Annotated in this window: 34 protein-coding genes; 11 read left to right on the forward strand and 23 right to left on the reverse strand. The window is 55.7% G+C overall.

What is annotated here, in order from left to right; translation table 11 throughout:
• Positions 1-163: 163 nt before the first annotated feature.
• Positions 164-649 carry a copper chaperone PCu(A)C gene (locus WCG50_RS09490; RefSeq protein ID WP_336899357.1) on the reverse strand — a complete coding sequence of 162 codons (486 nt, stop codon included), beginning with the start codon at positions 647-649 and terminating at the stop codon, positions 164-166.
• A gap of 178 nt (positions 650-827) precedes the next feature.
• On the opposite strand from WCG50_RS09490, the gene WCG50_RS09495 reads away from it, so the two are divergent.
• Positions 828-1,181 (forward strand): TraR/DksA family transcriptional regulator, encoded by a 354-nt coding sequence (locus tag WCG50_RS09495; protein ID WP_336899358.1) that lies wholly within the window; start codon positions 828-830, stop codon positions 1,179-1,181.
• Positions 1,182-1,199: 18 nt separating this feature from the next.
• The gene (locus WCG50_RS09500; RefSeq protein ID WP_336899359.1) at positions 1,200-1,805 is read left to right on the forward strand and encodes a MarC family protein; all 606 of its coding nucleotides are present in this window, start codon (positions 1,200-1,202) and stop codon (positions 1,803-1,805) included.
• A 3-nt stretch (positions 1,806-1,808) separates the two neighbouring features.
• On the opposite strand, the gene WCG50_RS09505 is transcribed toward WCG50_RS09500, so the two are convergent.
• On the reverse strand, positions 1,809-2,858 hold the full coding sequence (locus WCG50_RS09505) for a fumarylacetoacetate hydrolase family protein (protein ID WP_336899360.1): 1,050 nt from the start codon (positions 2,856-2,858) through the stop codon (positions 1,809-1,811).
• Between the two features lie 112 nt (positions 2,859-2,970).
• Here WCG50_RS09505 and WCG50_RS09510 point away from each other — a divergent pair, with 112 nt between their 5' ends.
• The 4 genes from WCG50_RS09510 to purU are packed head-to-tail and all read left to right on the forward strand — an operon-like array spanning position 2,971 to position 6,155.
• Positions 2,971-4,008: a DUF3108 domain-containing protein gene (locus WCG50_RS09510; RefSeq protein WP_336899361.1), complete on the forward strand. Its 1,038-nt coding sequence runs from the start codon at positions 2,971-2,973 to the stop codon at positions 4,006-4,008.
• A gap of 55 nt (positions 4,009-4,063) precedes the next feature.
• Positions 4,064-4,372, forward strand: coding sequence for a DUF3567 domain-containing protein (locus WCG50_RS09515; protein WP_336899362.1), 309 nt, complete (start codon positions 4,064-4,066; stop codon positions 4,370-4,372).
• A gap of 52 nt (positions 4,373-4,424) precedes the next feature.
• The gene (locus tag WCG50_RS09520; protein WP_336899363.1) at positions 4,425-5,282 is read left to right on the forward strand and encodes a ChaN family lipoprotein; all 858 of its coding nucleotides are present in this window, start codon (positions 4,425-4,427) and stop codon (positions 5,280-5,282) included.
• A gap of 24 nt (positions 5,283-5,306) precedes the next feature.
• Entirely contained in the window at positions 5,307-6,155 is an 849-nt protein-coding gene (gene purU, locus WCG50_RS09525) for a formyltetrahydrofolate deformylase (protein WP_336899364.1), read from the forward strand.
• On the opposite strand, the gene WCG50_RS09530 is transcribed toward purU, so the two are convergent.
• Together WCG50_RS09530 and asd are read right to left on the reverse strand one after the other, a co-directional pair.
• The gene (locus WCG50_RS09530; protein ID WP_336899365.1) at positions 6,148-6,933 is read right to left on the reverse strand and encodes an enoyl-CoA hydratase-related protein; all 786 of its coding nucleotides are present in this window, start codon (positions 6,931-6,933) and stop codon (positions 6,148-6,150) included. The genes purU and WCG50_RS09530 overlap by 8 nt on opposite strands.
• Positions 6,934-6,958: 25 nt before the next feature.
• On the reverse strand, positions 6,959-7,807 hold the full coding sequence (asd, locus tag WCG50_RS09535; protein ID WP_336899366.1) for an archaetidylserine decarboxylase: 849 nt from the start codon (positions 7,805-7,807) through the stop codon (positions 6,959-6,961).
• A gap of 75 nt (positions 7,808-7,882) precedes the next feature.
• Between asd and WCG50_RS09540 the strand changes: the two genes are divergently transcribed.
• On the forward strand, positions 7,883-8,755 hold the full coding sequence (locus tag WCG50_RS09540) for a LysR substrate-binding domain-containing protein (protein ID WP_336899367.1): 873 nt from the start codon (positions 7,883-7,885) through the stop codon (positions 8,753-8,755).
• A 104-nt stretch (positions 8,756-8,859) separates the two neighbouring features.
• On the opposite strand, the gene WCG50_RS09545 is transcribed toward WCG50_RS09540, so the two are convergent.
• On the reverse strand, positions 8,860-9,111 hold the full coding sequence (locus WCG50_RS09545; protein WP_336899368.1) for a hypothetical protein: 252 nt from the start codon (positions 9,109-9,111) through the stop codon (positions 8,860-8,862).
• Positions 9,112-9,313: 202 nt separating this feature from the next.
• Between WCG50_RS09545 and WCG50_RS09550 the strand changes: the two genes are divergently transcribed.
• From WCG50_RS09550 to WCG50_RS09560, 3 genes are read left to right on the forward strand one after another with little or no spacing between them, the layout of a single operon-like run.
• Positions 9,314-10,816, forward strand: coding sequence for an FAD-linked oxidase C-terminal domain-containing protein (locus tag WCG50_RS09550; RefSeq protein ID WP_336899369.1), 1,503 nt, complete (start codon positions 9,314-9,316; stop codon positions 10,814-10,816).
• 13 nt (positions 10,817-10,829) lie between these two features.
• On the forward strand, positions 10,830-11,177 hold the full coding sequence (locus WCG50_RS09555; RefSeq protein ID WP_336899370.1) for a CidA/LrgA family protein: 348 nt from the start codon (positions 10,830-10,832) through the stop codon (positions 11,175-11,177).
• Entirely contained in the window at positions 11,170-11,895 is a 726-nt protein-coding gene (locus tag WCG50_RS09560) for an LrgB family protein (protein ID WP_336899371.1), read from the forward strand. The genes WCG50_RS09555 and WCG50_RS09560 overlap by 8 nt, the downstream gene beginning before the upstream one ends.
• A gap of 8 nt (positions 11,896-11,903) precedes the next feature.
• Here the strand turns inward: WCG50_RS09560 and ptsP are convergent, their stop codons facing one another.
• From ptsP to WCG50_RS09590, 6 genes are all read right to left on the reverse strand, one after another.
• A complete protein-coding gene (ptsP, locus tag WCG50_RS09565) occupies positions 11,904-13,679 on the reverse strand; it encodes a phosphoenolpyruvate--protein phosphotransferase (protein ID WP_336899372.1) in 1,776 nt (591 codons plus the stop codon).
• Positions 13,676-13,945, reverse strand: a complete 270-nt coding sequence (locus WCG50_RS09570; RefSeq protein WP_336899373.1) for an HPr family phosphocarrier protein — start codon at positions 13,943-13,945, stop codon at positions 13,676-13,678. Before WCG50_RS09570 ends, ptsP begins: the two co-directional genes overlap by 4 nt.
• Positions 13,914-14,360, reverse strand: a complete 447-nt coding sequence (locus WCG50_RS09575; protein ID WP_336899374.1) for a PTS fructose transporter subunit IIA — start codon at positions 14,358-14,360, stop codon at positions 13,914-13,916. Before WCG50_RS09575 ends, WCG50_RS09570 begins: the two co-directional genes overlap by 32 nt.
• Positions 14,357-15,592, reverse strand: a complete 1,236-nt coding sequence (locus WCG50_RS09580; RefSeq protein WP_336899375.1) for an MFS transporter — start codon at positions 15,590-15,592, stop codon at positions 14,357-14,359. Before WCG50_RS09580 ends, WCG50_RS09575 begins: the two co-directional genes overlap by 4 nt.
• Entirely contained in the window at positions 15,589-15,972 is a 384-nt protein-coding gene (locus tag WCG50_RS09585) for a hypothetical protein (RefSeq protein WP_336899376.1), read from the reverse strand. The genes WCG50_RS09580 and WCG50_RS09585 overlap by 4 nt, the downstream gene beginning before the upstream one ends.
• 195 nt (positions 15,973-16,167) lie before the next feature.
• Positions 16,168-16,872, reverse strand: a complete 705-nt coding sequence (locus WCG50_RS09590; RefSeq protein ID WP_336899377.1) for a DUF4197 domain-containing protein — start codon at positions 16,870-16,872, stop codon at positions 16,168-16,170.
• Positions 16,873-16,887: 15 nt separating this feature from the next.
• Here WCG50_RS09590 and WCG50_RS09595 point away from each other — a divergent pair, with 15 nt between their 5' ends.
• Positions 16,888-17,385 carry a TlpA disulfide reductase family protein gene (locus tag WCG50_RS09595; protein WP_336899378.1) on the forward strand — a complete coding sequence of 166 codons (498 nt, stop codon included), beginning with the start codon at positions 16,888-16,890 and terminating at the stop codon, positions 17,383-17,385.
• An 86-nt stretch (positions 17,386-17,471) separates the two neighbouring features.
• On the opposite strand, the gene WCG50_RS09600 is transcribed toward WCG50_RS09595, so the two are convergent.
• From WCG50_RS09600 to rpsJ, 12 genes are all read right to left on the reverse strand, one after another.
• Positions 17,472-17,978 (reverse strand): peroxiredoxin, encoded by a 507-nt coding sequence (locus WCG50_RS09600; protein WP_336899379.1) that lies wholly within the window; start codon positions 17,976-17,978, stop codon positions 17,472-17,474.
• 97 nt (positions 17,979-18,075) lie between these two features.
• Entirely contained in the window at positions 18,076-18,345 is a 270-nt protein-coding gene (gene rpsQ / locus WCG50_RS09605) for a 30S ribosomal protein S17 (RefSeq protein ID WP_336899380.1), read from the reverse strand.
• A gap of 10 nt (positions 18,346-18,355) precedes the next feature.
• The gene (gene rpmC / locus WCG50_RS09610; protein WP_336899381.1) at positions 18,356-18,562 is read right to left on the reverse strand and encodes a 50S ribosomal protein L29; all 207 of its coding nucleotides are present in this window, start codon (positions 18,560-18,562) and stop codon (positions 18,356-18,358) included.
• 15 nt (positions 18,563-18,577) lie between these two features.
• Positions 18,578-18,994, reverse strand: a complete 417-nt coding sequence (gene rplP, locus WCG50_RS09615; RefSeq protein WP_114968160.1) for a 50S ribosomal protein L16 — start codon at positions 18,992-18,994, stop codon at positions 18,578-18,580.
• A gap of 2 nt (positions 18,995-18,996) precedes the next feature.
• Positions 18,997-19,893, reverse strand: coding sequence for a 30S ribosomal protein S3 (gene rpsC, locus WCG50_RS09620; RefSeq protein WP_336899382.1), 897 nt, complete (start codon positions 19,891-19,893; stop codon positions 18,997-18,999).
• Between the two features lie 16 nt (positions 19,894-19,909).
• Complete coding sequence (gene rplV, locus WCG50_RS09625; protein ID WP_075585605.1) at positions 19,910-20,239, reverse strand: 50S ribosomal protein L22; 330 nt, start codon at positions 20,237-20,239, stop codon at positions 19,910-19,912.
• 10 nt (positions 20,240-20,249) lie between these two features.
• Positions 20,250-20,528, reverse strand: coding sequence for a 30S ribosomal protein S19 (rpsS, locus tag WCG50_RS09630; protein WP_094476242.1), 279 nt, complete (start codon positions 20,526-20,528; stop codon positions 20,250-20,252).
• Between the two features lie 12 nt (positions 20,529-20,540).
• Positions 20,541-21,365 carry a 50S ribosomal protein L2 gene (gene rplB, locus WCG50_RS09635; RefSeq protein ID WP_336899383.1) on the reverse strand — a complete coding sequence of 275 codons (825 nt, stop codon included), beginning with the start codon at positions 21,363-21,365 and terminating at the stop codon, positions 20,541-20,543.
• Positions 21,366-21,367: 2 nt separating this feature from the next.
• Positions 21,368-21,694: a 50S ribosomal protein L23 gene (rplW, locus tag WCG50_RS09640; protein WP_336899384.1), complete on the reverse strand. Its 327-nt coding sequence runs from the start codon at positions 21,692-21,694 to the stop codon at positions 21,368-21,370.
• The gene (rplD, locus tag WCG50_RS09645) at positions 21,691-22,311 is read right to left on the reverse strand and encodes a 50S ribosomal protein L4 (RefSeq protein WP_336899385.1); all 621 of its coding nucleotides are present in this window, start codon (positions 22,309-22,311) and stop codon (positions 21,691-21,693) included. The genes rplW and rplD overlap by 4 nt, the downstream gene beginning before the upstream one ends.
• Positions 22,311-22,997, reverse strand: a complete 687-nt coding sequence (gene rplC, locus WCG50_RS09650) for a 50S ribosomal protein L3 (RefSeq protein ID WP_336899386.1) — start codon at positions 22,995-22,997, stop codon at positions 22,311-22,313. The genes rplD and rplC overlap by 1 nt, the downstream gene beginning before the upstream one ends.
• 197 nt (positions 22,998-23,194) lie before the next feature.
• A complete protein-coding gene (rpsJ, locus tag WCG50_RS09655) occupies positions 23,195-23,509 on the reverse strand; it encodes a 30S ribosomal protein S10 (protein WP_028250951.1) in 315 nt (104 codons plus the stop codon).
• Positions 23,510-23,581: the final 72 nt, after the last annotated feature.

Below are 23,581 nucleotides of genomic sequence, written 5' to 3' on the forward strand. Positions count from 1 at the left end.
ACCAGCACGAAGCGGGCGATTAGTTTGATGTTGGTCAAGGAACGCATGGCGGCGATTATGCAAGGCAACCGCCGCAAATCTTTCAATATTTTTTAACAATCTGTCAGAAAAAACTTGATTCAGGTAATTTTCCACAAAATATGAAGCCGAGATACAAGTGACATCATGGCTTGTGCGCGCCATGGTCCATCGCAGGTACGCCAACGCCCTTTGCAGCAGGCGGCATCAGGGCCACGGGCAGGTTCAGTTCGACCTTGCTTTCCACGCCCTTGGCGTCCTTGAAGACCAGGGTCATGGGCACGGTAGTTTCTTTAGGCAGAGCGGCCTTGAGATCCATCAGCATCACGTGGTAACCACCGGGCTTGAGCTCCACCGTTTTTCCGGCGGGCAAATCCAACCCGCCAGCCACAGCGCGCATGCGCATGATGTCGCCTTCCATCTTCATTTCGTGAACCTCGGAAACGCCAGCAACAGGGGATGAAACCGAGACCAGTCGGGCACCGTCCTGGGCGGTTAATTTCATGAATGCACCGGTGGCTTTTTGACCGGGCACACTGGTTCGAACCCAAGCATCATTAACAACGACCGTTTGCGCGTACAAGCTGGTGCACACAAGGGCGAGGATGGCGATCGTTGCTTTGATCTTCATGAAATTTCCTGCTTAATTTTAAAAATTGGGGGCCTACTTGATAGACAGCGGCCTCAGCCACAAATTGTAGAGGACTACTTTTTTGACTCTTTCGGCAGCTTTCAAAACTTGACCGACGTCAAAGACGCACCCGCACGCACGGCGCATGATGAAAATTATTCCTTAAAAGGCGTCCCTCATGAACACCCAAATCAACCCTCTTTTCAAAGAACAATTACTGGCTCAACGTGCCAGCCTGCTAGCCCAGTTATCGACCTTGCGCGGTGGCTCGGTGGGTCGCGCCGAAGCTTCCGCCGAGCACTTTGCGCGGGCCGAAGATTCGGATGCGCAGGTCAACAGCGCACGCGATCTGGAATTCGCCCTCGACGAGCGCGAATCCGCTGAACTGCGTCAGGTAGATGCGGCGCTGGAGCGAATTGCGGCGGGCACTTATGGCCAGTGCATCGACTGCGGCATTGAGATTCCTGCGGCCCGACTGCACGCTGCCCCTGAAGCGCAGCGCTGCATTGTCTGCCAGGCAAAAACCGAGTAGGCCTGCTATCCTGCCGGCATGAATTACACGTTTGCCTCAGCCACCATTTTGTTGATCCTGATTACCGACCCGATCGGCAACATCCCCATTTTCGCCAACGCGCTCAAACACGTCGCCCCGGAACGACGCCCATGGGTGATCTTGCGCGAGGTGCTGATTGCCTTTGTGCTGCTGCTGACGTTCATGTTTGTCGGCGAAAGCTTCTTGCGGGTGATGAATCTGAGCGAGTTGTCGCTGCAAATCGGCGGTGGCGTGATTTTGTTTCTGATTGCGCTGCGCATGATTTTTCCGCCCCATACAGGTCCCGAGACGGATGAAATCAAGGCAGAACCTTTAATCGTGCCGCTGGCGATTCCCGCCATTGCCGGCCCCTCGGCGCTGGCCACGGTGCTATTGCTGGTGTCGCAAGCGCCCGACCGGCGCATGGAGTGGATTGCTGCTCTGTGCGTCACCATGACCGTGAGCGCGGTGGTGCTGGTGCTGGCTGAGCGCATTCAGCGCGTGGCAGGCGACCGCTTTGTGGTGGCGCTGGAGCGTCTGATGGGCCTGGTGCTGGTGTCGGTGTCGATTGAAATGCTGCTGCGCGGCATCAAGACCTTCGCCAAACAACTGACCGGAGTTTGAGTTTCAGCGTGGGGTTGCCGCCTCTTCAACCGGCACAATTTCTTGGTCAATCGCGCCAAACAGGCTCTTGCCATCGCGCCCTTTCATCTCGATGCGGATGGTGTCACCGAACTTCATGAAGTCGGTCACGGCTTGGCCGTCCTGAATGATTTCAATGGCGCGTTTTTCGGCAATGCAGTTGTAGCCTTTGGGCCAGTCGGTGCGGCCTTTGCTCACCACCCCTTTGTTACTGACGGTGCCGGAGCCCACGACAGACCCAGCCCGCACATGACGTGTCTTGCACATGTGGGCAATCAATTGTCCAAAGTGAAACGTCATGTCAAGCCCGGCCTCGCACATGCCGACTTTGCGGCCATTCCAGGTGCTCTGCAGAGCCAGGTTCACGCGGCCTTTGTCCCACGCATCGCCCAACTCGTCCAGAGTGACGGCGACCGGGCTGAATGCGGTGGCAGGCTTGCTCTGGAAAAACCCGAAACCCTTGGCCAACTCTCCTGGAATCAGGTGGCGCAAACTGAACTCGTTGGCCAGCATCACCAACCGGATGCCATCCAGGGCCTGCGCTGGCGTAGCCCCCAGGCGCACGTCAGCGGTGATGACAGCCACCTCGGCGTCGAAGTCAATGCCATAGGATTCGCTGGCGCACACCACCTCGTCGCAAGGGCCCATGAAGTCATCGCTGGCGCCCTGCACCATCAACGGATCGGTGTAAAAACTGGCCGGGATGCTCTCTTTGCGGGCATGGTGCATCAACTCAACGTGGTTGATATAGGCCGCGCCGCTGGCCCACTGGTACGCCCGCGGCAAGGGCGCCATGCATTGTTTGGGGTCAAAAGGAAAGGCATGACGCGCTTTGCTGGCAAACACCGAGCCATCGGCGCCGCGGTTCAGCGCGTCGTATAAATCCTGTAACTGGGGAGAGAGGAAGTTCCAGTCGTCCAGTACCCGCTGCAAGGTATGGGCAATGCCGGTCGCATAATGGGCTTGAGTCAGGTCGCGGGAGACGACGACCAGTTGGCCGTCACGCGAACCGTCTTTGTAGGTGGCAAGTTTCATGGAAGATGCGGGAAAATAGCGGGTTGAAATATCGAATCAGAACGTCAGAAATTCTAGTGGCCATGAAACACCTGCCCAGGGACGTCCATTCCTTTGACACGATGCAACACAAATGACCTCCAGCACAGCAAGTAATTTACCCGTCAAGTGGTTACTGGCCCTGACCGCCTTGGTGCTTCTGGTGCATCTCATGCTACTGCAGGGCAAGCCTTTGGCGCTGGGCCTGATTCAGCCTCAGCCCCTGCGAACTTTCATCACCCGCGCCATCGAACCACCGCCCCTGACCACACCACCCGCCGTCACACCCCGGAAAGCGAAGCCAGTGCCGCCTACGGCAAAAACACCTGCAGCACCGAGCACGACGAGCCCGACTTTGGAAACGCCACCGGTGGTCACTGAAAAATCCGTCGAATCCAGTCCCAAGCCTGCAGAAAGCGCGCCGGAGACACCCACCACCGAAGTAGAACCACCCGCCGCCTCGCTGCGCCCGCGCGATCAAACCCTGGCCGTCAGCGCCTATGCTGTACCCGGTTCGGCACGACTCAAATACAAGGTGGAAACCAACAAATTCCCCTACAGCGCCAGCGCCGACTTATTGTGGCAACAAGACGGAGAGGGCTACGAAGCCCGCCTGGAACTCAGTGTTTTCGGGCAAACCCGGGTTCAAACCAGCCGGGGCCAAGTCACGCCAGCGGGCTTGGCGCCAATTCGGTTTTCAGACAAGTTCAGGTCAGAAGTAGCGGCGCACTTCAACCGGGAGAAAGGCAAAGTCACCTTTAGCGCCAACACACCTGATGCGCCCCTACTGGCCGGTGCCCAGGACCGCTTAAGTATTTTGGTGCAACTCGCCGCCATGCTCGCAGGCAACCCTGCGCAATACCCGCCAGTCACGACATTGACGATTCAAACCATTGGTCCCCGGGATGCCGACACCTGGTTATTCACCGTCGGCAACGAAGAGCAACTGAGCTTGCCAGGTGGCGAACTCAACACCGTAAAACTGGTACGCAACCCGCGTCAGGAATTTGATCAAAAAGTGGAATTGTGGCTGGCACCGGCGCTAGGCTACCTGCCGGCCCGCATCCGTATCACCGAGCCCAATGGTGACTTTATTGACCAGAAATGGTCATCAACCGAACCCCGGACTTGAAATTGCTATCGCTGCAGCCACCTGCACAACAAGGACGATTAAGGGATAATTCACCATGCACATGCTTTACGACTCTGACACCTACTCTGTGACGCACATGCTGGCCAATGCGGCACCAGATGCTGCGCCCGGCGTCGATGGCAAAGCCATTGCACTGGTAAAGCCCGTTCTCACTCTGGCGCGCCACGGGTTCGAAATTGTGGACAAGCGCACCAACAAAGAGGTGTACCTCGACGGTTCATGGGCTGAGTTGTTTCAACTGCACATTTCCGCCTGGCAACAAAATACCCCAACTCAGGAAGAGGTTGAAGACACGCTGGAGCAATACGCCGAACTGGCGCAAAACCCGGTGGTGGTGCACTGACCCAACACGCCGAACTTGCAAAGTTTCTCTTTGCAAGGCGACTCCTCTTTCCATGATTTTTAAGCGCTTTTTAATCGCATTGGCCGCCAATGTTTTATTGGGCTGCGCCGCGTTCGTGACGCACACATCACCGCCTGATTCTTTTTATTCCGCGAAGATTCAGCAACTGCTTCCCGCTGACGCCCTCCTGCTGGGTGAGCAACACGATGCCCCTGATCACCAGCGCCTGCACCTTTTGACGGTTAAAGCATTGATCGCCCAGCAAAACCTGGCAGCTTTGGCTCTGGAGATGGCCAGCGCGGGCCAGTCCACCGAAAAACTCAGTCCCGAAGCCACCGACACCCAGGTGCGAGAGTCACTGCAATGGAAAAACGATTCCTGGCCGTGGGCAACGTATGGCCCGATCGTGATGACGGCGGTGCGCGCCGGGGTGCCGGTGGTGGGCGCCAATATCGTCGCCACCGGCATGAAAGACATCATGCGCAACACCCGGTTTGATACGCTTTTGGGCGGCCCGGCGCTCAAGGCGCAGCAGCAAAACATTCGCAGCGGGCACTGCAAGATGCTGCCCGAGAGCCAGATTTCACCCATGACACGGATCCAGATTGCCCGTGACGTATCGATGGCCGACACCCTGGTCAAACTGGCGATTCCCGGGAAAACCGTGCTGTTACTGGCTGGCCGTGGACACGTCGACCGCCTCCTGGGCGTGGCACAGCACCTACCCCCAGGCTTCAAAGCAAAAACAGTGCTGCTCGGCGCCACTCTGGAATTAGATGCGACAGAAGACATAGCCTCATTCGACCAGACCTGGCCCGCCCAACCCGCACCGGAGGTGGATTACTGCGCCAATTTTGCCGCCAGCCGAAGCCCACCTGCAGCGACCTCGACGCCGTCCCAAGCACCCTGATCGTCCTGCGACAATTCACGCCCTATGAATCCAACTTACATATTGACCTTGTCTTGCCCGGACCGCTTGGGGCTGGTCCACGCGGTGTCCGGCTTTTTGCTGGAACGCGGCGGCAACATCGAAGAAGCTGCCCAGTACAACGACCAGGACACCGGCCTGTTTTTCATGCGCGTGCAATTTGCCTGCGCCCAACTGATGCACGAAGACCTGAAAACGCAACTGGCCGTCTTTTCCCAGCCCTTTGAGATGCAGTGGAACCTGCACGCCAAAGCACAACCGATGCGTACCGTCATCATGGTCAGCAAAGAGGGGCATTGCCTCAATGATCTGCTGTTTCGCTGGAAAAGCGGCTTGCTGGCGCTGGACATACGCGCCATTATTTCCAACCACCGCGAGTTTTACCAACTGGCGGCCAGCTACAACGTGCCGTTTCACCATTTGCCCGTCACGGCAACCACCAAGGCGCAGGTAGAAGCCAAGCAGTTTGACATCATCCAGACCGAAGAGGCCGAACTGGTGGTGTTGGCGCGCTACATGCAAGTGCTGAGCGACGACCTGTGCCGCAAGTTATCGGGCAGCGCCATCAACATCCACCACTCGTTTTTGCCCAGCTTCAAAGGCGCCAAACCCTATTACCAGGCACATGACCGGGGTGTGAAACTGATTGGAGCCACCGCCCATTACGTGACCGCCGACCTCGACGAAGGCCCGATCATCGAGCAGGACGTGGCCCGCGTGGACCACAGCAAAACGGTCGAAGATTTAACTGCGTTGGGCCGGGACACCGAGAGCCAGGTGCTGGCGCGGGCCGTGAAATGGCACAGCGAACGCCGTGTTCTCATCAACGGCCACAAGACCGTCATCTTCAAATAACAGGCGGCCGCTGCGTGAAGATCGCGTGGCGTTTTTGCAGGAAAGCCTGCATACCTTCCTGCGCATCGGGCGTCATGGCGGCCGTCGCCATCAACTCCACCGCCACGGCGTACGCCTGATCCTGCGGTAACCCGACCTGCTGGTAAAACCCTTGTTTGCCCAGCGCCTTGGACAACGCGCTGCCCCGGGTGGCGCGGGTGATCAAGTCCAGCACGGCGGCGTCGAGTTGCTCGGCGGGCACCGCCCGGTTGATCAAACCCCAAGCGGCGGCGGTGGCGGCATCAATCGTGTCGCCGGTCAGCGCCAACTCCAGCGCCCGTTTGCGACTCACGCTGCGCGCCACGGCAACCAAAGGCGTGTGACAAAACAAGCCCGCCTTGCCGCCCGGAATGGCAAAACCCGCCGTATCTGCCGCTATCGCCAGATCGCAGGTGGCCACCAACTGGCAACCGGCGGCGGTGGCGAGGGCGTGGACTTTGGCGATCACAGGCTGCGGCATCGCCTGAATGGCGTTCATCATCCCGGTGCACACATTGAAGAGTTCGCGCGCCTGCTCCAGCGTGGCACCTGCCATGTCGCCAAAGTTGTGTCCGGCGCTGAATACCGGGCCGTTGGCCGCCAAAATCACACCCCGCGCCTCGCTTTGCGCCACCGCGCGCACCGCCTGCGTCAGCTCCTGCATGACGTTGAGCGCCAGCGCGTTGCGCTTTTCGGGGCGATTCAGGGTGATGGTGGTGATCGGGCCATCGACGGTGACCAGCAAGTGTTCGTAGTTCATACGAACATTGTGGCATTGCCGGGTTTCAGGCGCGTTGGCTGGCCATCGCTTCGCCTAACCGAATGACGCGTGCCGGAACCCAGGCCGGATTGAACTTCAGCGGACCTTTGGGGAACAGCATCACCACGGTGGAGCCGAGCAAAAAACGGCCCATTTCCTGTCCCTGCTTGAGGTGGATCGGTTTGTCGTCGTAGCGCCAGTCGCGCACCACACCCGGACGCGGCGGGTTCACCAGACCATGCCAGACCGTGGCCATGCTGCCCACGATGGTGGCGCCCACCAGCACCAGCACGAAGGGGCCGCGCGCCGACTCAAACACGCACACCACGCGCTCGTTGCGGGCAAACAGCCCCGGCACGCCCCGCGCGGTGGTCGGATTGACCGAAAACAGGTCACCCGGCACATAAATCATGCGGGTCAGGCGGCCATCGCAGGGCATGTGAATGCGGTGGTAGTCCTTCGGGCTCAAATACAAGGTGGCAAAACTGCCGTCATTGAAGCGGGCCGCCAACTCGGCATCGCCCCCCACCAGCGCGGTACTGGAGTAGTTGTGTCCTTTGGCCTGGAATATCTGGTCACCCGTGATGGCACCAAACTGGCTGATGGCGCCATCGACCGGGCAAATCAGGTCCGCGCGGGCCAACGGGCGGGCACCTTTTTTCAGCGGTCGGGTAAAAAAATCATTGAACGTGGGGTAGCTCTCCAGATTCGGATTGGCCGCCTCGTTCATGTTGACCTGGTAGCGTCCGACAAACCATTTAATCAAGCGTGTTGTCAGGCCGCCCCCCCGAAAAGAGGCAATCCGCCCGGCCAGAATGGTCAGGGCCTGTTTGGGCATCAAGTATTGCGGCAGCACAGCGAAACGATCGGACATACAGGGCTACCAGTGGTGAGAATGAGCGGGATTGTACTTAGCCATTCTTCGGGAATGCAGTGTGACAATGGTCCCATGACTGCTGCCCGTATTCCCCCGATTCAATGCCTGCTGACTTTTGAAGCACTGTCGCGCTTGCGCAGCGTGACGCAGACCTCTGAAGAGCTTTGTGTCACGCCCAGTGCCGTGAGCCACCGCGTCAAGCAACTGGAGCAAATCATTGGCACCAAACTGTTTGGTCGGGCTGATTTCTCGCTCACCGTCGAAGGCAGCGAGTACCTGGCCCATGTGCGCGAAGGGCTGGCCATGCTGGAGAAGTTTCCCAGCTCCGCCTTGGCACCCGGCAAACGCAAGCTGCGGCTTGCCGTGACACCTACTTTTGCCAGATCCATCCTGCTGCCGCGTCTGCGCCAATTCACCGAGGCCTACCCTGAAATTGACCTGACATTGCAGGTCTCCATCCCATTGCTGGACGTGGTGGCGGAAGACGCCGACCTGATCATCCGTTTTGGTGCCGGCCGCTACGCCGATGTCGAGCACCTTTGTCTTTTCACGGACGAGATTACGCCGCTGGCCTCACCGGCCTATGTGCGGGAAAACGGCCCGTTCGTGGTGCCGGAAGATATGGAGGGTGAAAACCTGCTGCGAAGTCCGCTGGAGCCCTGGCGCACCTGGTTTGCCGCCAATAATCTGGACTGGCCGGAGCCGTTGGAGGGATCCCAATTTAACGACATCGGACTGCTGTGCGATGGCGCTGCCGCCGGCATGGGAATAGCGCTGGTGCGCCTGAAACTCGGCGCACCGTGGCTCGAACGCGGCTCGCTGGTACGCCTGTACGAGCGCAACGTACCCAGCCCACACGCTCACTACCTGTGCTGGCGTACCGGCATGATGGACCGCTGGGAATGTGCTGCTTTTGCCGAATGGCTGAAAAAGAGTATCGCCTGAATATTTAAGACAAATCAGCCTCTAACCCCCGTGCATCCTGCGCAAGCAGCTATAAATTAAATAGCAGGCCAAACCTTCCTGAAAAAGCTGGCCTTCGCACTGCCCTAGATCAACTCGTAGTTGGCGTCCGGGGTGGTGCTGCAGAACACCTCAATTCCCTCGACCAGGCCCGTCAGCACCAAACTGACATCGGGCGAGAAGCGTGCTTCGTTGACCATGGCTTGAAGGTTCTCAGCAACCCCCTTCAGATTGGTTTTGTCAGTCGACTCAGCCTGGCTGCGCAAGGCCGCTGCCAAGGCAAAGCCAACGGCATGGCCACAAGTTTCGAGCACGTGATTAAGGTTATTGTTTTGCATGGTAATTCCGTAAAAGGACAAGCGTAACACCGTGAGCATGCGGTCTCGGAAAATCACTATCTGACCCCAATAGCCAAAGCCTTGAAAGCTATGAATTTAATAGCTTACTGGTTTTCACACGGGCTTGAAAAAATGCTCACAACGACCTGACTTGCTTACCTCTACAGTTAGAGCCTTATTTAACTGCCGCTTGAACATCCCCATGAATGCACCTCCGTCTCCCGACCAACAAGCATTGCTACAAAGATCAGAGCGACAAGCTCAGGTAGTCCGGGGGCTAGAGTCTCATTTACCTGCACACGCCCTGCTCTGGCACAACGAAGATACGACCCCGTTTGAGTGTGATGGTCTGACGGCCTACCGGCAACGTCCGTTGCTCGTGGCCTTGCCAGAAACTTTGGCTCAAGTACAAGCCGTGCTGCGCACCTGCCACGCCATGAACGTACCGGTGGTGGCGCGTGGGGCGGGCACCGGTTTGTCGGGCGGCGCCATGCCGCACAGCCTGGGCGTCACGCTCTCTCTGGCCAAGTTCAACAAAGTTCTCAAGATCGACCCATTGGCTCGCACGGCGGTGGTGCAGTGCGGCGTGCGCAACCTGGCGATCAGCGAGGCCGTCTCAAAATTTGGCTTGTACTACGCACCCGACCCCTCCAGCCAGATTGCCTGCACCATTGGCGGCAATGTGGCCGAAAACTCAGGTGGCGTGCATTGCCTGAAATACGGACTGACGCTGCACAACATCCTCAAAATCAGCGGTTTCACGATGGAGGGTGAGCCGATTGAATTCGGCTCCGACGCACTGGATGCGCCGGGCTTTGATTTGCTGAGCATCGTGATCGGCTCCGAGGGCATGCTGGCCATAGCCACCGAAGTCACGGTCAAACTCATCCCCAAACCGCAACTGGCACGCTGCATCATGGCCAGCTTTGATGACATCCGCAAAGCAGGCGATGCGGTGGCCGCGGTGATTGCGGCCGGCATCATCCCGGCTGGACTGGAGATGATGGACAAACCCATGACGGCTGCGGTGGAAGACTACGTGCACGCCGGTTACGACCTGACGGCAGAGGCGATTTTGCTGTGCGAGAGCGACGGTACGCCCGAGGAGGTGGAGGAAGAAATCGGACGCATGAGCGAGGTGTTGCGCACTCACGGCGCCACCGCCATTGCGGTGAGCCGCGACGAGGCTGAGCGCATGAAGTTCTGGAGCGGACGCAAGAACGCTTTCCCGGCCAGCGGGCGCATCAGCCCGGATTACATGTGCATGGATTCCACCATTCCCAGGAAGCGCTTGGCCGACATGCTGCTGGCGATCCAGGCGATGGAGAAGAAGTACCAATTGCGCTGCGCCAACGTCTTTCACGCGGGCGATGGGAACCTGCACCCGCTGATTTTGTTTGATGCCAACGACCCCGACCAGCTGCACCGCTGCGAAATGTTTGGCGCTGAAATTCTTGAAACCAGCGTCGCCATGGGCGGCACCATCACCGGCGAACACGGCGTGGGCATTGAAAAACTCAACTCCATGTGCGTTCAGTTTTCTGCCGCCGAGAACGCGCAAATGTTTGGTGTCAAACGGGCCTTTGATGTGAAGGGCCTGCTCAACCCGGGCAAGGTCATTCCCGAGCTGCACCGTTGCGCTGAATACGGCCGCATGCTGGTGCGCGGCGGGCAGATCAAACACCCGGATTTACCCCGGTTTTGAGGGCGCTAACGTCATGATGGGACTTCGCGGCCTGGCTTGGTTGCTGGCACTTCAATCCTTGGGCGAACTGCTGTCACGCGGCTTGTCGCTGCCGTTTCCCGGACCGGTGGTTGGCATGCTTTTATTACTCGTGGCCTTGCGCTTGCCGGCAGTGCGGGAACCGGTGGCGGCCTGTGCCAATTTTTTACTGTCGCATCTCTCGCTGCTGTTTGTTCCAGTGGGTGTCGGCGTGATGACACATCTGGGGTTGATCGGCCAGTATGGCGTGCGCATGTTGGTCGTAGTGGTGCTGTCGACTTGGCTGGGGCTGGCCGTGACCGCGCTGGTATTGCACCTTTTCAGGGAGAAAAGCGATGCCTAAATTTGTCGAACTATGGATTTACCTCTCAGCCACGCCGCTGTTTGGCCTGACTGCCACGCTGGTGGTCTACGTTCTGGCGCAAGCAGCCTATGCGCGGTTGCGCCAGGCGCCGTGGGCCAACCCGGTGCTATGGACAGTGATCACCATTGCCAGCGTATTGCTGGCCACCGGGGTGAGCTACCCCACCTACTTTGCCGGGGCGCAATTCATTCACTTTTTGCTTGGACCCGCCGTGGTGGCGCTGGGCTGGCCGCTATGGGAACGGCGGGCTGAGTTGGTCAAACGCTGGCGTGTGCTGCTGCTGGCGGCCTTGGTCGGCGGCTTTGCGGCCAGTGGTTCGGCGCTGGCCATGGGCTGGGCCTTTAATTTACCAATGGATGTGGTGTTGTCGTTGGCACCCAAATCAGTCACAGCGCCGGTGGCAATGGGCATTGCCGACAAGATTGGCGGCATCCCCGCACTCGCCGCTGTCTTTGCCGTCATCACCGGCATGGTTGGGGCCTTGAGTGGCAAATACCTGTTTGACGCACTCAAGATTCCGACCAACCCGGCGGGCTGGCGAGCCCGTGGTTTTGCACTGGGCACCGCGGCACACGGCATTGGTGCCGCACGGGCCTTGCAGGTCAACGCCGATGCGGGCGCTTATGCCGGACTGGCGCTGGGACTGCAGGTAATATTGGCTTCGCTGCTGATCCCGCTGGCGTTTCGACTGTTTTAAGCGTTAGCTTAGTGGCGGGTGATCCGCAAACCGGGTTCTTCGTCACCAAGCACCTCTTCAGCCCAGACCGCCAGTTTGGCCGTATCCGAGCGCAAGATTTCCTGCTTGACGGTGAGAATCTGGGCCGGGTGCATCGAAAAACTTCGAAGTCCCATGCCGAGCAACAAGCGGGTCAGCGTGATGTCGCCCGCCATTTCACCGCAAACGCTCACATGCTTTCCTTGGGCGTGGCCTTCGGCGATGGTGCTGGCCACCAGGCGCAACACCGCTGGGTGCAGTGGGTCGTACAAGTGCGCCACTGATTCATCGGCGCGGTCGATCGCCAGTGTGTACTGGATCAAATCATTGGTGCCGATGGACAGGAAATCAAAATACTTCAGGAACACCTTGAGCGTGAGTGCCGCTGCCGGAATCTCGATCATGGCGCCGACCTTGAGTGGCCCGTACGCTACGCCCCGGTTGTCCAACTGCACGCGGGCGTGGTCCAGCAGGGACATGGTCTGGCGAATTTCACTGGCATGTACCAGCATGGGGATCAGCAGATTGGCTTGCCCGTGGGCAGCGGCACGCAGGATGGCGCGCAACTGCGTCAGGAACATGGCCGGGTCGGCCAAGCTCCAGCGGATGGCACGCAACCCCAGAGCAGGGTTCAAGTGGGCATCGTCCTGCATCGCCTTGTCCAGTGGCTTGTCGGCGCCCACATCCACCGTGCGGATCGTGACCGGCAAACCCTGCATGCCCTCAATAGCACGTTTATAGGCTTGGTATTGTTCTTCTTCGTTGGGCAACTTGCCCTGACGGCCCATGAATAAAAATTCACTGCGGAACAAGCCCACGCCCACGGCACCGGCATTGACGGCGCTAATGGCATCTTCGGGCATCTCAATGTTGGCCAGCAATTCGATTTTTTGACCGTCCAGCGTCACTGCGGGCGTGTGCAGCAATCGACTCAGACGTCCGCGCTCCAGTTCACCCTGACGCTGCTTGAAACCGTATTCGGCCAGGATGATGGGTGAAGGGTCCACCACGACCACGCCAGCATCGCCATCGATGATGACCCAATCGTCCTGACGCACCAACTGGCTGGACAGGCGGGCTCCCACCACAGCCGGAATGTCCAGGCTGCGGGCAACAATGGCGGTGTGTGAGGTCTTGCCGCCCACGTCGGTAATGAACCCTGCAAACACGCTTTGCTTGAACTGCAGCATGTCGGATGGCGAAAGGTCATGCGCAATCAAAATCAGGGGCACATCGACGGTGTCGTCGAGCAACAAATCTTGCTGCGATTTTTTGCGTTGACTGCGGTTGATAGGCTGCGTGATGGGTGAGGCCACGCCTTTCATGGCACGCAGCACTTTTTCGGTAATTTGTTCGAGGTCGGACTTGCGCTCGCGCAGGTACTCGTCTTCCATTTCATCAAACTGGCGGGCAATGACCTCGAGCTGGGTGGTCAGCGCCCATTCGGCGTTGTAGAGCCGGTCGGTGATCCAGTGCTTGACGCCGCTGGCCAGATCGGTGTCGTTGAGCAGCATCAAGTGCACATCCAGCAAGGCCGTCAGTTCATGCGGCGCCTCTTTCGGACCCATGTGCGCAATGCTTGTTTGCAAACGGTGGATCTCATCGACCACAGCATTGCGACCCAAACGCACCCGGTCAATCTCAACGGCAACCTCGGAGGCCTCAATGAAATAGTGTGCTACATCGACCCGACTTGATGCCACCAGCACCGCTCGCCCAATGGCAATGCCACGGGCAACCGGCAGACCATGTATAGAAAATGTCACTCACCCTCTCCGAATTTGTCAGCAATGAGGGCTAGCAAGGCATCCATGGCTTCCTGCTCCCGCTCCCCATCGGTATCAATTTCAATGCTGCTGCCCATGCCGGCGGCCAGCATCATGACGCCCATGATGCTCTTGGCGTTAACGCGCCGTTCGCCTTTGGCAATCCAGACTTCACAGGGAAAACTACCCGCCATCTTGGTCAGTTTGGCTGAGGCCCGTGCATGCAGTCCTAATTTATTGTTGATGGTCGTGTTTGTTTTGATCATTTTTTTTCCTCAACTGATTCTGGGGAGCCGTGGTGGCAACGGGCATGACACCCTGTGCACCGCCAGCCAAGGCACGCGCGACCAACGCATCCAGCGACTCGTGACGGTAAGTCACCGTGCGCAGCAGCATGGGCAGGTTGACGCCGGCTATTAATTTTGAATTCACTCCATCGACCATTTTTTGCGCCACGTTGCAAGGTGTAGCGCCAAACACGTCGGTCAAAACCAGCACGCGGGGAACATTCAGCATGGCCAGGGCGCGCGTCGCACCTGCCAGAGATTCCTCAGGCGGCATATTCGGCTGCACATCAAACGCGGCCAAGCCGGAAGCACCATCCGGAAACACATGCAAAACGCACTGCAGCAAAGCACTGGCCAGTGGGGCATGGGCGATGATGAAAATGCCGTTATTCATAGTTGCTCATTATGGCTTTTCGAAGTCAGAAAATAGACGTAAGCGGCGATGGAACACAGCAAAAATACGCTCATGGCGGCCTGAAATGCCTGCAACTCGTTCATCCCAAGCAACTTGAACCCATCGACACCCAAGCCGATGCCCCATTGCACAACGAAAACGCCAGAAAATATCACCAGGTTGTAGGCTGACAAGGCCCGCCCCGCCAGTGCGGGGGCAAAAGCCATTCCTACGGCTGGTTGCGCCAATGCAACAAAAGTGCAACACACACAATACAAGGCCCACAAGACTCCAACCCAGGTCGAAGCTAGATCACCAGCTATTATTATGATAGCTAGCGTTATAAAACTGGTTGGCAAACCGATAGCGATTAACTTATTGGCTTGAAGCCCACGCTGGGCCAGCCATGGGTTAGCCAGGCCCCAGGCCCAAAAAGTAATCAGCATTGCCACATTGATCCAAAACAATCCGCTGGCCGCTTGCAGAGGGCTATAGCCGGCGACCTTGATCATCCAGGGCGACGCCCAAAGCGTTTGAATGGCGACCAGACCGCCATAACAAAAAAATCCGATGGGCGCCATTTTTCGAAAACAAGGATGCCGCCAGACCTCTGCATAAGTGGCACTGGCTGGCTCTGTTTTACCGACCGGAGTTGAGACAGAAGACCAAGTCGGCACCTGCCAGGCGATCAGCGCCATGGCCAACAGCACACCAACTGCCAATCCCAAAAACAAGACACGCCAGCCTACGACGGGCATCAACCACTGCACAGGAAGGGTTGAGGCCAACATGCCTAAGGATCCGGTCATCAACATCCAGGAATTGGCACGCATTTGTGAGCCTGCCGCGAACCATCGTCGATACCCCGTCAACGGCGCCATCAAACAAGCGCTGACACCGACACCACACAAAATACGCGCCGCCAGCAGGCCCACAAAACTGGTGGCCATGGAGAAGGCTAAGCACCCTAGAACTGCCAAAGTCAAAAAATAAAGAATAACTTTTTTTGGCCCAAATCGATCCAACCAAGTTCCCAGCGGCAACTGGGTTGCTGCAAACCCTAAAAAATAGCCACCCGCCAACAAACCCAAGTCACTCGATTTAAGTGCGAACTCTAATGTCAGAGTCGGCGATAAAGTTGCGGTAATGGCACGGATCAAGGTTGAAAAAAAGTAGGCGAAAGCAAATGCCACAAATAACACGATGGCGGTGAGCCGTGGCAATAGCGTCATTGAATTCTGACTCCTTCGAAGAAAGTTTCTGTGGCGATGGCGTTGGTCTTATCAGACAAGACCGTGGCCTGAAATACCTGTGGACCGACCGCAAACCAGAGGGCTTGGACTGTGAGTTCCGCGCCATCCTGACGCTTGCCCTGTGCCTCGACCCTGACGGCGGCCACGGCACCCTGAGACCCTTTCATTTGAAATGCCACAACCTTGGGTGACTGGGCCTGAAGGTTGCCCAGTGTGGCCAACCTCCATTGGCTCAATACCGTATCAAGCGCTACGTCGGTTTTCATGTCAGCATAAGCCAAGGCAAAGTTCAGCCCGCCTGCCTCGCAACCCAGCATTTTCATCTTGACTTCGTGACCGCCCAGATTGACTCCGCGCATGTTCTGCTCAGGTTTGCAGGGGAATAAAGCGGAGAGTGGCGCTTGCTCCGGCTGCACATCGCGCCAATTTAAGCTTGGACTACAACCTAGAAGGGCTGTGATGACCAGTATCAGAGTTACTTTCAAAGTGAACCGCATTGATGTCTGTTGGGTGAGAAATTTGTCACGCCTGATGAAGCAGATATTCACCGCGTCCTAGTTCAAAGCCCCAAAGACTTTTTTCAGCAACGCACTTCCAGTCCCTACCGGATCCTGGCGAATTTTCTTTTCCTCTTCCCCGATCATCAGATAAAGGCCATCCAGTGTTTTACCCGTCACGTACTGCTGAATATTGGCATCTTCTTTTTTCACAAGTCCAAAATCAGCCGCTTTTCCGGCCACCTGGTTGTACTTATCCGCCAAGCCCACTTTCAGGGTGGCCTTGGTGACCACCGGCAAGAACTTGACAGCCAAGGGAGCACGTGTTTTTTCTGCAAAAAATGTGGTCACAGAGGTTTCACCACCCGCCAGAATTTTCTTGGCATCGGTCACATTCATTGACTTGACCGCGCCAACCAAAAAGTCTTTAGCCGTCGGGACTGCCGCTTCAGCAGCACGGTTCATGGCGGCAATCAACTCATCAATCCGGGCACCCTGGCCAAATGTCCTGAGTAATTTGGAGGCATCTTCGAGAAAACTCGGCAAAGGAATTCGAACTTTTTCATTGCCCAAGAATCCATCTGTTTTGCCCAAAATTTCAACCGCAGAGCGCGCTCCTTTTTCAAGGGCGGCTTTGAGTCCGGTTGAAGCTTCGGCGTTGGTCAGGTCAGAGAGTGACAGTGCGAGCGCCTGTTCTTGTGCCATCGCGAGAATCGCAGCCAAGGCAGGTACGGTAATCGAATTAAACTGTCGACGATCCATGGATACACCTCATAAATGAAACGAAATTTCTATCTTGCCACTGCTGCTGTCATTTTGGCAATCGTGGGGGGAATCTACCTGAACTCTGGCGTCACCACTGCCCCGGTGTCAACTTTTGTTCTTTTGGATGGCGCACGCAAACACTCATCTCAATTCAAAGGAAAGGTCACGCTGGTAAATTTTTGGGCCACCAGTTGTGTCAGTTGCGTCGCCGAGATGCCAAAAATAGTTTCCACCTATGAGAAGTACCAAGCACAAGGCTTCGACACCATCGCCGTTGCCATGCGCTACGACCCCCCGAATTATGTGGTCAACTTTGCGCAGTCTCGCAAACTCCCCTTCAGTGTTGCCATCGACAACACGGGCAGCGTAGCCCAAGCTTGGGGAGACGTCCAACTGACACCCACCACGTTTCTCGTCAACAAGCGCGGCGAAATTGTTAAACGCTACGTAGGCGAGCCGGACTTTCAAGAACTGCACCGCTTGATTGAAACCATGCTTGCCGAGGTTTGACGAGCCCGAAGAGTGGAGAACTTACCCACTCTGGTTAAATATACGTCACCACAAAATCTGGGTGACGCCTACGCTGTTTAAATTAATCAGGCTTTGGCTTGTTGCAACAAAGTTGCTGCATCACTGACCTCAAACTTGCCGGGACCTTCAATGTTGAGCGATGCCACCTTGCCGTCTTTCACCAACATGGAATATCGGTTGCTACGCAGACCCAGACCTTTTCCTGTCAAGTCAAGCGTTAAGCCTGTCGCCTTGGTAAAAGTAGCGTCACCATCCGCAAGCATGCGCACCTTGTCACCCGTTTTCTGATCCCGCGCCCAAGCACCCATGACAAAGGCATCGTTAACGCTGATGCACCAAATCTCATCGACACCCGCGCCCTTAAGTTCATCAAACTTTTCAACAAAACCAGGTACGTGTTTGGCAGAGCAAGTGGGTGTGAATGCACCAGGGAGGGCAAACAAAGCGATTGTTTTGCCAGCACTGGATTTGGCAACATCAACTGCATTGGGGCCGATACTGCACCCTTCTCCCGCGACTTCCACAAACTCCATCAATGTTGTTGCGGGAAGACTGTCGCCTACTTTAATCATCTAAATCTCCTTAATTTATTGAATCGAATTCACCAATGAAAACGGCTCACATTGTGAGCCGTTTTAGAGAAACCTGCAGTCTCAAGACTGCATAGACTTAAACCGCGATGGCTTTCTGAACCAGACGGGTAGCAACCCAGTTCTTGGTCTTGGAAATCGGACGGCTTTCAGTGATTTCGATGATGTCACCCAACTTGTAAACGCCATTTTCATCATGCGCGTGGTACTTGCTGGATTTACCAACGATCTTGCCGTAGAGTTCGTGTTTAACACGACGCTCAATCAGCACGGTCACAGTTTTCGCACGCTTGTCGCTGACAACTTTACCAGTCAGGGTACGCTTGAGGGATTTTTTAGCTTCCGTCATTTATAGCTCCTTATGTGGCGGATTTTTCAGCGCTTTGCTTCTCGACAAGAATAGTCTTGGCGCGAGCAATATCACGGCGCGCAGTGCGCAGCGTAGCGGTGTTGGTGAGTTGTTGCGTGGCTTTTTGCATCCGAAGACCAAAGTGTGCTTTTTGCAACTCTTTGACTTCTGTCTTCAAACCGGCAACGTCTTTTTGGCGAAGTTCAGTAGTTTTCATATCAATATCTCCTGATTACTGGCCAATCATGCGGGCCACAAAGGTGGTGCGCAGCGGCAGTTTGGCAGCTGCCAAACGGAACGCTTCACGAGCCAACTCTTCGGTGACACCCACGATTTCAAAAACAATCTTACCTGGCTGAATTTCAGCAACGTAATACTCAGGGTTTCCCTTACCGTTACCCATTCGCACTTCAGCAGGCTTTTGGGAAATTGGCTTGTCAGGGAACACGCGAATCCAGATCCGGCCACCACGTTTAACGTGACGGGAAATCGCACGACGTGCGGCTTCAATTTGACGGGCTGTCAAACGACCGCGGTCGATACATTTCAGACCAAAATCACCAAACGCAACCGAGCTACCTCGGGTTGCGATACCGGTGTTACGGCCCTTTTGCTCTTTGCGATATTTGCGACGAGCGGGTTGCAACATAATTATTCTCCTTTACCGTCAGCTGCTGCAGCTGGCGCGGCTACCTTGCGGACGCGCTGAACGGCGGGTTTATTGGCATCGGCACCGAGTGCTTCTGCAGGCTTGTCACTGCCGTCTGCAGGAGCCGCATTGGCACCAGTAGGACGACGTGCACCAGCGGCCGGACGACGGTCACCAGCAGGGCGTGCGCCACCGCGGTCATCGCGACGAGGACCACGTGGACGACGCTCTTCATCGTTGCGAGGTTCAACAACGGCTGGCAGATCATTACGACCCAACGTGTCACCCTTGTAAACCCAAACTTTGACACCAATGATGCCGTAGGTTGTTTTTGCTTCGGAAGTACCGTAGTCGATGTCAGCACGCAGTGTGTGAAGTGGCACGCGACCTTCGCGATACCATTCGCAACGCGCAATTTCGATACCATTCAAACGACCCGATGACATGATCTTGATGCCCAAGGCACCGAGACGCATCGCGTTTTGCATGGCACGCTTCATGGCCCGACGGAACATGATGCGTTTTTCGAGCTGCTGCGTGATGCTGTCAGCGATCAGCTTGGCATCGATTTCGGGCTTGCGCACTTCTTCGATGTTCACTGCAACTGGCACGCCGAGTTGGCGAGACAGTTCACGCTTCAAGTTTTCAATGTCTTCGCCCTTTTTGCCGATCACGACACCCGGACGAGCCGAGAAAATCGTGATACGTGCGTTCTTCGCAGGACGCTCGATCAGCACACGAGAAACAGAAGCATTTTTCAGCTTGGCTTTCAGGTACTCACGCACCTTGATGTCTTCAGCCAACATACCCGCGAAATCACGGTCATTGGCATACCAGCGTGATGCCCAGTTGCGGCTAATCGACAAGCGAAAGCCGGTTGGGTGGATTTTTTGTCCCATATCTTCCTGGCCTCTTTCAGTTACCAACCGTCACGTACACATGGCACGTGGGTTTTCTGATTTGGTTTCCGCGACCTTTGGCGCGGGCCGTGAAGCGGCGCAGCGAAGCACCTTGCTCGACGTAGATGGTCTTCACCTTCAATTCGTCGATGTCTGCACCATCATTGTGCTCAGCGTTGGCAATGGCCGACTCCAGAACCTTCTTGATGATCACAGCAGCTTTTTTCTGCGTGAATTGCAAGATGTTGAGGGCTTGGTCTACCTTTTTGCCACGGATCAGATCCGCGACCAGACGGCCTTTATCGACCGACAAACGAACGCCACGAAGGGTTGCACGAGTTTCCATGGTCACCTCCTTATTTCTTTTGGACTTTTTTGTCCGCAGGGTGGCCCTTGAAAGTCCGTGTGAGCGCAAACTCACCCAACTTGTGGCCAACCATTTGATCGGTGATATAGACCGGAACGTGCTGCTTGCCGTTGTGCACGGCGATGGTCAAGCCGATGAAATCGGGCAGGATCATGGAGCGACGCGACCAGGTCTTGATCGGCTTCTTGTCCTTGGTAGCCACGGCCTTTTCAGTCTTGGCGACCAGGTGGTGGTCTACAAAAGGACCTTTTTTAAGTGAACGAGTCATTTAACCTTCCCCTTACTTCTTGCGACGCGACACGATCATGACCTGCGTGCGCTTGTTGTTACGGGTACGGTAACCCTTGGTCAAATTACCCCAAGGATCGACTGGATGACGGCCTTCGCCGGTCTTCCCTTCACCACCACCATGTGGGTGATCCACCGGATTCATGACAACACCGCGAACGGTTGGGCGAATACCCATCCAGCGCTTGACGCCAGCCTTGCCGAGACGGCGAAGGCTGTGCTCTTCGTTGGCAACTTGACCCAGCGTTGCACGGCATTCGATGTGGATCTTGCGAACCTCACCAGAGCGCATACGAACTTGAGCGTAGATGCCTTCACGAGCCAGCAAAGTTGCAGAAGTACCAGCAGAACGCACAACTTGTGCACCCTTACCGATTTGCAACTCGACGCAATGCACGATGGAACCGACTGGAATATTGCGGATAGGCAATGTATTACCAACACGAATCGGAGCTTCCGCGCCACTCATGATGGATGCACCGACTTCAAGACCGCGAGGCGCAATGATGTAGCGACGCTCGCCGTCCGCGTAACACACCAATGCGATGTGCGCTGAACGGTTAGGATCGTACTCAATACGCTCTACTTTTGCCGGAATGCCATCTTTAGTGCGACGGAAATCGACAACGCGGTAATGATGCTTGTGACCACCACCTTTATGACGGGTAGTGATGTGACCATTGTTGTTACGGCCAGCATGTTGGAACTGAGGCTCCAACAACGGCGCATAGGGCTCACCCTTGTACAAGTGATCACGTGAAATCTTCACCATGCCACGACGGCCTGGGGAAGTTGGTTTCATTTTAATAACAGCCATGATTACGCAGCCTCCCCACCAAGGTTCAACTCTTGACCTGGCTTCAGGGTCACATAGGCCTTGCGAACATTGTCGCGACGACCCACGGACTTACCAAAACGCTTGGTCTTGCCTTTAGTGTTGACAACAGACACGCCTTTAACCTCAACCTTGAACATCAATTCCACAGCGGCCTTGATTTCATATTTGGTAGCGTCTTGCAGAACTTTGAAAGTTACTGCGTTGCTCTTTTCAGCAATCATCGTGGCCTTTTCAGACACGATAGGAGCGATCAGAACCTGCATCAAACGACCTTCGTCGAATGTAGTTAAATTTGGACCGTGGCTCATGCGAACATCTCCTGGAGTTTGTCCATAGCAGCCTTGGTCACGAGCACTTTACGGTAATGAACCAGTGAAACTGGGTCAGCGTAGCGTGGCTCAACAACCAAAATATTGACCAGATTGCGGGAAGCAAGGTACAGGTTTTCGTCGACTTCGTCAGCGATTACCAAAACCGACTCCAGATTCATGGCCTTGAACTTGGCAGCCAAAGGCTTGGTTTTAGGCGAGTCCACTTTCATGGAGTCAACTATGGCCAAGCGGCCTTCACGTGCAAGCTGCGACAAGATGGATGCCATGCCAGCACGGTACATCTTCTTGTTGATTTTTTGCGTGAAGTTTTCGTCAGGCATATTCGGGAAAATCCGACCGCCTCCGCGCCACAATGGCGAGGAAGTCATACCAGCGCGAGCGCGACCCGTGCCCTTTTGTTTAAAAGGCTTTTTGGTCGAGTGCTTAACTTGTTCGCGATCCTTCTGAGCGCGAGTTCCTTGACGGGCATTAGCCTGAAAAGCAACAACAATCTGGTGAACCAGATCTTCGTTATAGGCACGACCAAAAACCGTTTCCAGCGCTTCTACTTTAGAAGTAGCCAGACCTTGTTCATTGAGGAGTTCGAGCTGCATCAGTTCGCTCCTTGCGTTTCAGCATTTTTAGCTTTGACCTTGATAGCAGGACGGACGGTTACAAAACCACCAGCCGAGCCAGGTACAGCACCCTTGATCATGAGCAACTGACGAACTTCGTCAATTCGGATCACATCAAGGTTTTGCGTTGTTACAGTGTCATCACCCAAATGTCCCGTCATGCGCTTACCAGGAAACACACGACCAGGATCTTGAGCCATACCAATAGAGCCAGGAACATTGTGCGAACGGCTATTGCCGTGCGATGCCCGCTGTGAACTCATGTGGTGACGTTTGATCGTTCCTGCAAAGCCCTTACCAATGGTGGTACCTTGCACATCGACCTTTTGGCCGACCGCAAACACAGCCGAAACTGGCACAACAGCGCCCGCTTTGTACTGGGCAGCAACATCAGCCGTCAGACGAAATTCTTGGATGATTTCACCCGCTTCGACACCGGCTTTAGCCAGGTGACCAGCGGCAGGCTTTGTGACGCGCGAAGCTTTTCGCTTGCCAAACGTTACCTGCAAGGCAACGTAGCCATCATTCTCTTGGGTTTTGACCTGAGTCACACGATTGTTAGACACGTCTACTACCGTGACAGGGATTGCATCCCCCTCATCGGTAAATAGGCGCATCATGCCAACCTTGCGGCCCAGCAACCCTAGGGAGTTGCTAAGACTCATTATTTTCTCCGTAGCTCTCACCGTTGCAACTTCAATTGGCTACAACGTTTTGCGTGAAAGACTGTTAATAAAACCCTACCAAATTACTTGAAAATTTAGCAGAGCCTTTGAGTATATCCCGAACCACATTCGCATGCAAGCCCATTCAATACCCAGACTTAAAGCGAGATCCGATTTACATCGAATCTCGACTCTATTTATTGCAGTTTGATCTCGACATCAACGCCAGCTGGCAGATCGAGCTTCATCAACGCGTCAACAGTTTTGTCTGTTGGGTCAACAATGTCCATCAAACGCTGGTGCGTGCGAATTTCAAACTGGTCACGACTAGTCTTGTTCACGTGAGGCGAACGCAGAATATCGAAACGCTTCATGCGTGTTGGCAAAGGCACTGGTCCCTTGACAATGGCGCCGGTACGTTTGGCAGTATCAACAATTTCAGCGGCCGATTGGTCGATGAGTTTGTAATCAAATGCCTTCAGGCGGATACGGATTTTTTGTTTGGTTGCCATGGTAATTCCTTTAGTCAATTACGCAATGATCTTGGCAACCACACCGGCACCAACTGTCTTGCCACCTTCGCG

The sequence above is a fragment of the Rhodoferax sp. genome (genome assembly GCF_037143375.1).
Taxonomy (GTDB): Bacteria; Pseudomonadota; Gammaproteobacteria; order Burkholderiales; family Burkholderiaceae_C; genus Rhodoferax.

What these genes read in the sequence shown, in the direction of transcription:
- WCG50_RS09590 (WP_336899377.1), bottom strand. Translation starts at nt 16,872, where the DNA reads ATGGATCGTCGACAGTTTAATTCGATTACCGTACCTGCCTTGGCTGCG.
- purU (WP_336899364.1), top strand. Translation starts at nt 5,307, where the DNA reads ATGAATCCAACTTACATATTGACCTTGTCTTGCCCGGACCGCTTGGGG.
- WCG50_RS09510 (WP_336899361.1), top strand. Translation starts at nt 2,971, where the DNA reads ATGACCTCCAGCACAGCAAGTAATTTACCCGTCAAGTGGTTACTGGCC.
- rplV (WP_075585605.1), bottom strand. Translation starts at nt 20,239, where the DNA reads ATGGAAACTCGTGCAACCCTTCGTGGCGTTCGTTTGTCGGTCGATAAA.
- WCG50_RS09530 (WP_336899365.1), bottom strand. Translation starts at nt 6,933, where the DNA reads ATGAACTACGAACACTTGCTGGTCACCGTCGATGGCCCGATCACCACC.
- rplB (WP_336899383.1), bottom strand. Translation starts at nt 21,365, where the DNA reads ATGGCTGTTATTAAAATGAAACCAACTTCCCCAGGCCGTCGTGGCATG.
- asd (WP_336899366.1), bottom strand. Translation starts at nt 7,807, where the DNA reads ATGTCCGATCGTTTCGCTGTGCTGCCGCAATACTTGATGCCCAAACAG.
- rpsJ (WP_028250951.1), bottom strand. Translation starts at nt 23,509, where the DNA reads ATGGCAACCAAACAAAAAATCCGTATCCGCCTGAAGGCATTTGATTAC.
- WCG50_RS09560 (WP_336899371.1), top strand. Translation starts at nt 11,170, where the DNA reads ATGCCTAAATTTGTCGAACTATGGATTTACCTCTCAGCCACGCCGCTG.
- rplD (WP_336899385.1), bottom strand. Translation starts at nt 22,311, where the DNA reads ATGCAGCTCGAACTCCTCAATGAACAAGGTCTGGCTACTTCTAAAGTA.
- WCG50_RS09580 (WP_336899375.1), bottom strand. Translation starts at nt 15,592, where the DNA reads ATGACGCTATTGCCACGGCTCACCGCCATCGTGTTATTTGTGGCATTT.
- WCG50_RS09585 (WP_336899376.1), bottom strand. Translation starts at nt 15,972, where the DNA reads ATGCGCGGAGTCAATCTGGGCGGTCACGAAGTCAAGATGAAAATGCTG.
- WCG50_RS09520 (WP_336899363.1), top strand. Translation starts at nt 4,425, where the DNA reads ATGATTTTTAAGCGCTTTTTAATCGCATTGGCCGCCAATGTTTTATTG.
- WCG50_RS09600 (WP_336899379.1), bottom strand. Translation starts at nt 17,978, where the DNA reads ATGATTAAAGTAGGCGACAGTCTTCCCGCAACAACATTGATGGAGTTT.
- rplW (WP_336899384.1), bottom strand. Translation starts at nt 21,694, where the DNA reads ATGAGCCACGGTCCAAATTTAACTACATTCGACGAAGGTCGTTTGATG.
- rpsQ (WP_336899380.1), bottom strand. Translation starts at nt 18,345, where the DNA reads ATGACGGAAGCTAAAAAATCCCTCAAGCGTACCCTGACTGGTAAAGTT.
- WCG50_RS09505 (WP_336899360.1), bottom strand. Translation starts at nt 2,858, where the DNA reads ATGAAACTTGCCACCTACAAAGACGGTTCGCGTGACGGCCAACTGGTC.
- WCG50_RS09555 (WP_336899370.1), top strand. Translation starts at nt 10,830, where the DNA reads ATGATGGGACTTCGCGGCCTGGCTTGGTTGCTGGCACTTCAATCCTTG.
- rpmC (WP_336899381.1), bottom strand. Translation starts at nt 18,562, where the DNA reads ATGAAAACTACTGAACTTCGCCAAAAAGACGTTGCCGGTTTGAAGACA.
- rplC (WP_336899386.1), bottom strand. Translation starts at nt 22,997, where the DNA reads ATGAGTCTTAGCAACTCCCTAGGGTTGCTGGGCCGCAAGGTTGGCATG.
- WCG50_RS09595 (WP_336899378.1), top strand. Translation starts at nt 16,888, where the DNA reads ATGAAACGAAATTTCTATCTTGCCACTGCTGCTGTCATTTTGGCAATC.
- WCG50_RS09570 (WP_336899373.1), bottom strand. Translation starts at nt 13,945, where the DNA reads ATGATCAAAACAAACACGACCATCAACAATAAATTAGGACTGCATGCA.
- WCG50_RS09495 (WP_336899358.1), top strand. Translation starts at nt 828, where the DNA reads ATGAACACCCAAATCAACCCTCTTTTCAAAGAACAATTACTGGCTCAA.
- WCG50_RS09500 (WP_336899359.1), top strand. Translation starts at nt 1,200, where the DNA reads ATGAATTACACGTTTGCCTCAGCCACCATTTTGTTGATCCTGATTACC.
- WCG50_RS09545 (WP_336899368.1), bottom strand. Translation starts at nt 9,111, where the DNA reads ATGCAAAACAATAACCTTAATCACGTGCTCGAAACTTGTGGCCATGCC.
- rpsS (WP_094476242.1), bottom strand. Translation starts at nt 20,528, where the DNA reads ATGACTCGTTCACTTAAAAAAGGTCCTTTTGTAGACCACCACCTGGTC.
- WCG50_RS09515 (WP_336899362.1), top strand. Translation starts at nt 4,064, where the DNA reads ATGCACATGCTTTACGACTCTGACACCTACTCTGTGACGCACATGCTG.
- WCG50_RS09575 (WP_336899374.1), bottom strand. Translation starts at nt 14,360, where the DNA reads ATGAATAACGGCATTTTCATCATCGCCCATGCCCCACTGGCCAGTGCT.
- WCG50_RS09490 (WP_336899357.1), bottom strand. Translation starts at nt 649, where the DNA reads ATGAAGATCAAAGCAACGATCGCCATCCTCGCCCTTGTGTGCACCAGC.
- WCG50_RS09550 (WP_336899369.1), top strand. Translation starts at nt 9,314, where the DNA reads ATGAATGCACCTCCGTCTCCCGACCAACAAGCATTGCTACAAAGATCA.
- WCG50_RS09540 (WP_336899367.1), top strand. Translation starts at nt 7,883, where the DNA reads ATGACTGCTGCCCGTATTCCCCCGATTCAATGCCTGCTGACTTTTGAA.
- rplP (WP_114968160.1), bottom strand. Translation starts at nt 18,994, where the DNA reads ATGTTGCAACCCGCTCGTCGCAAATATCGCAAAGAGCAAAAGGGCCGT.
- rpsC (WP_336899382.1), bottom strand. Translation starts at nt 19,893, where the DNA reads ATGGGACAAAAAATCCACCCAACCGGCTTTCGCTTGTCGATTAGCCGC.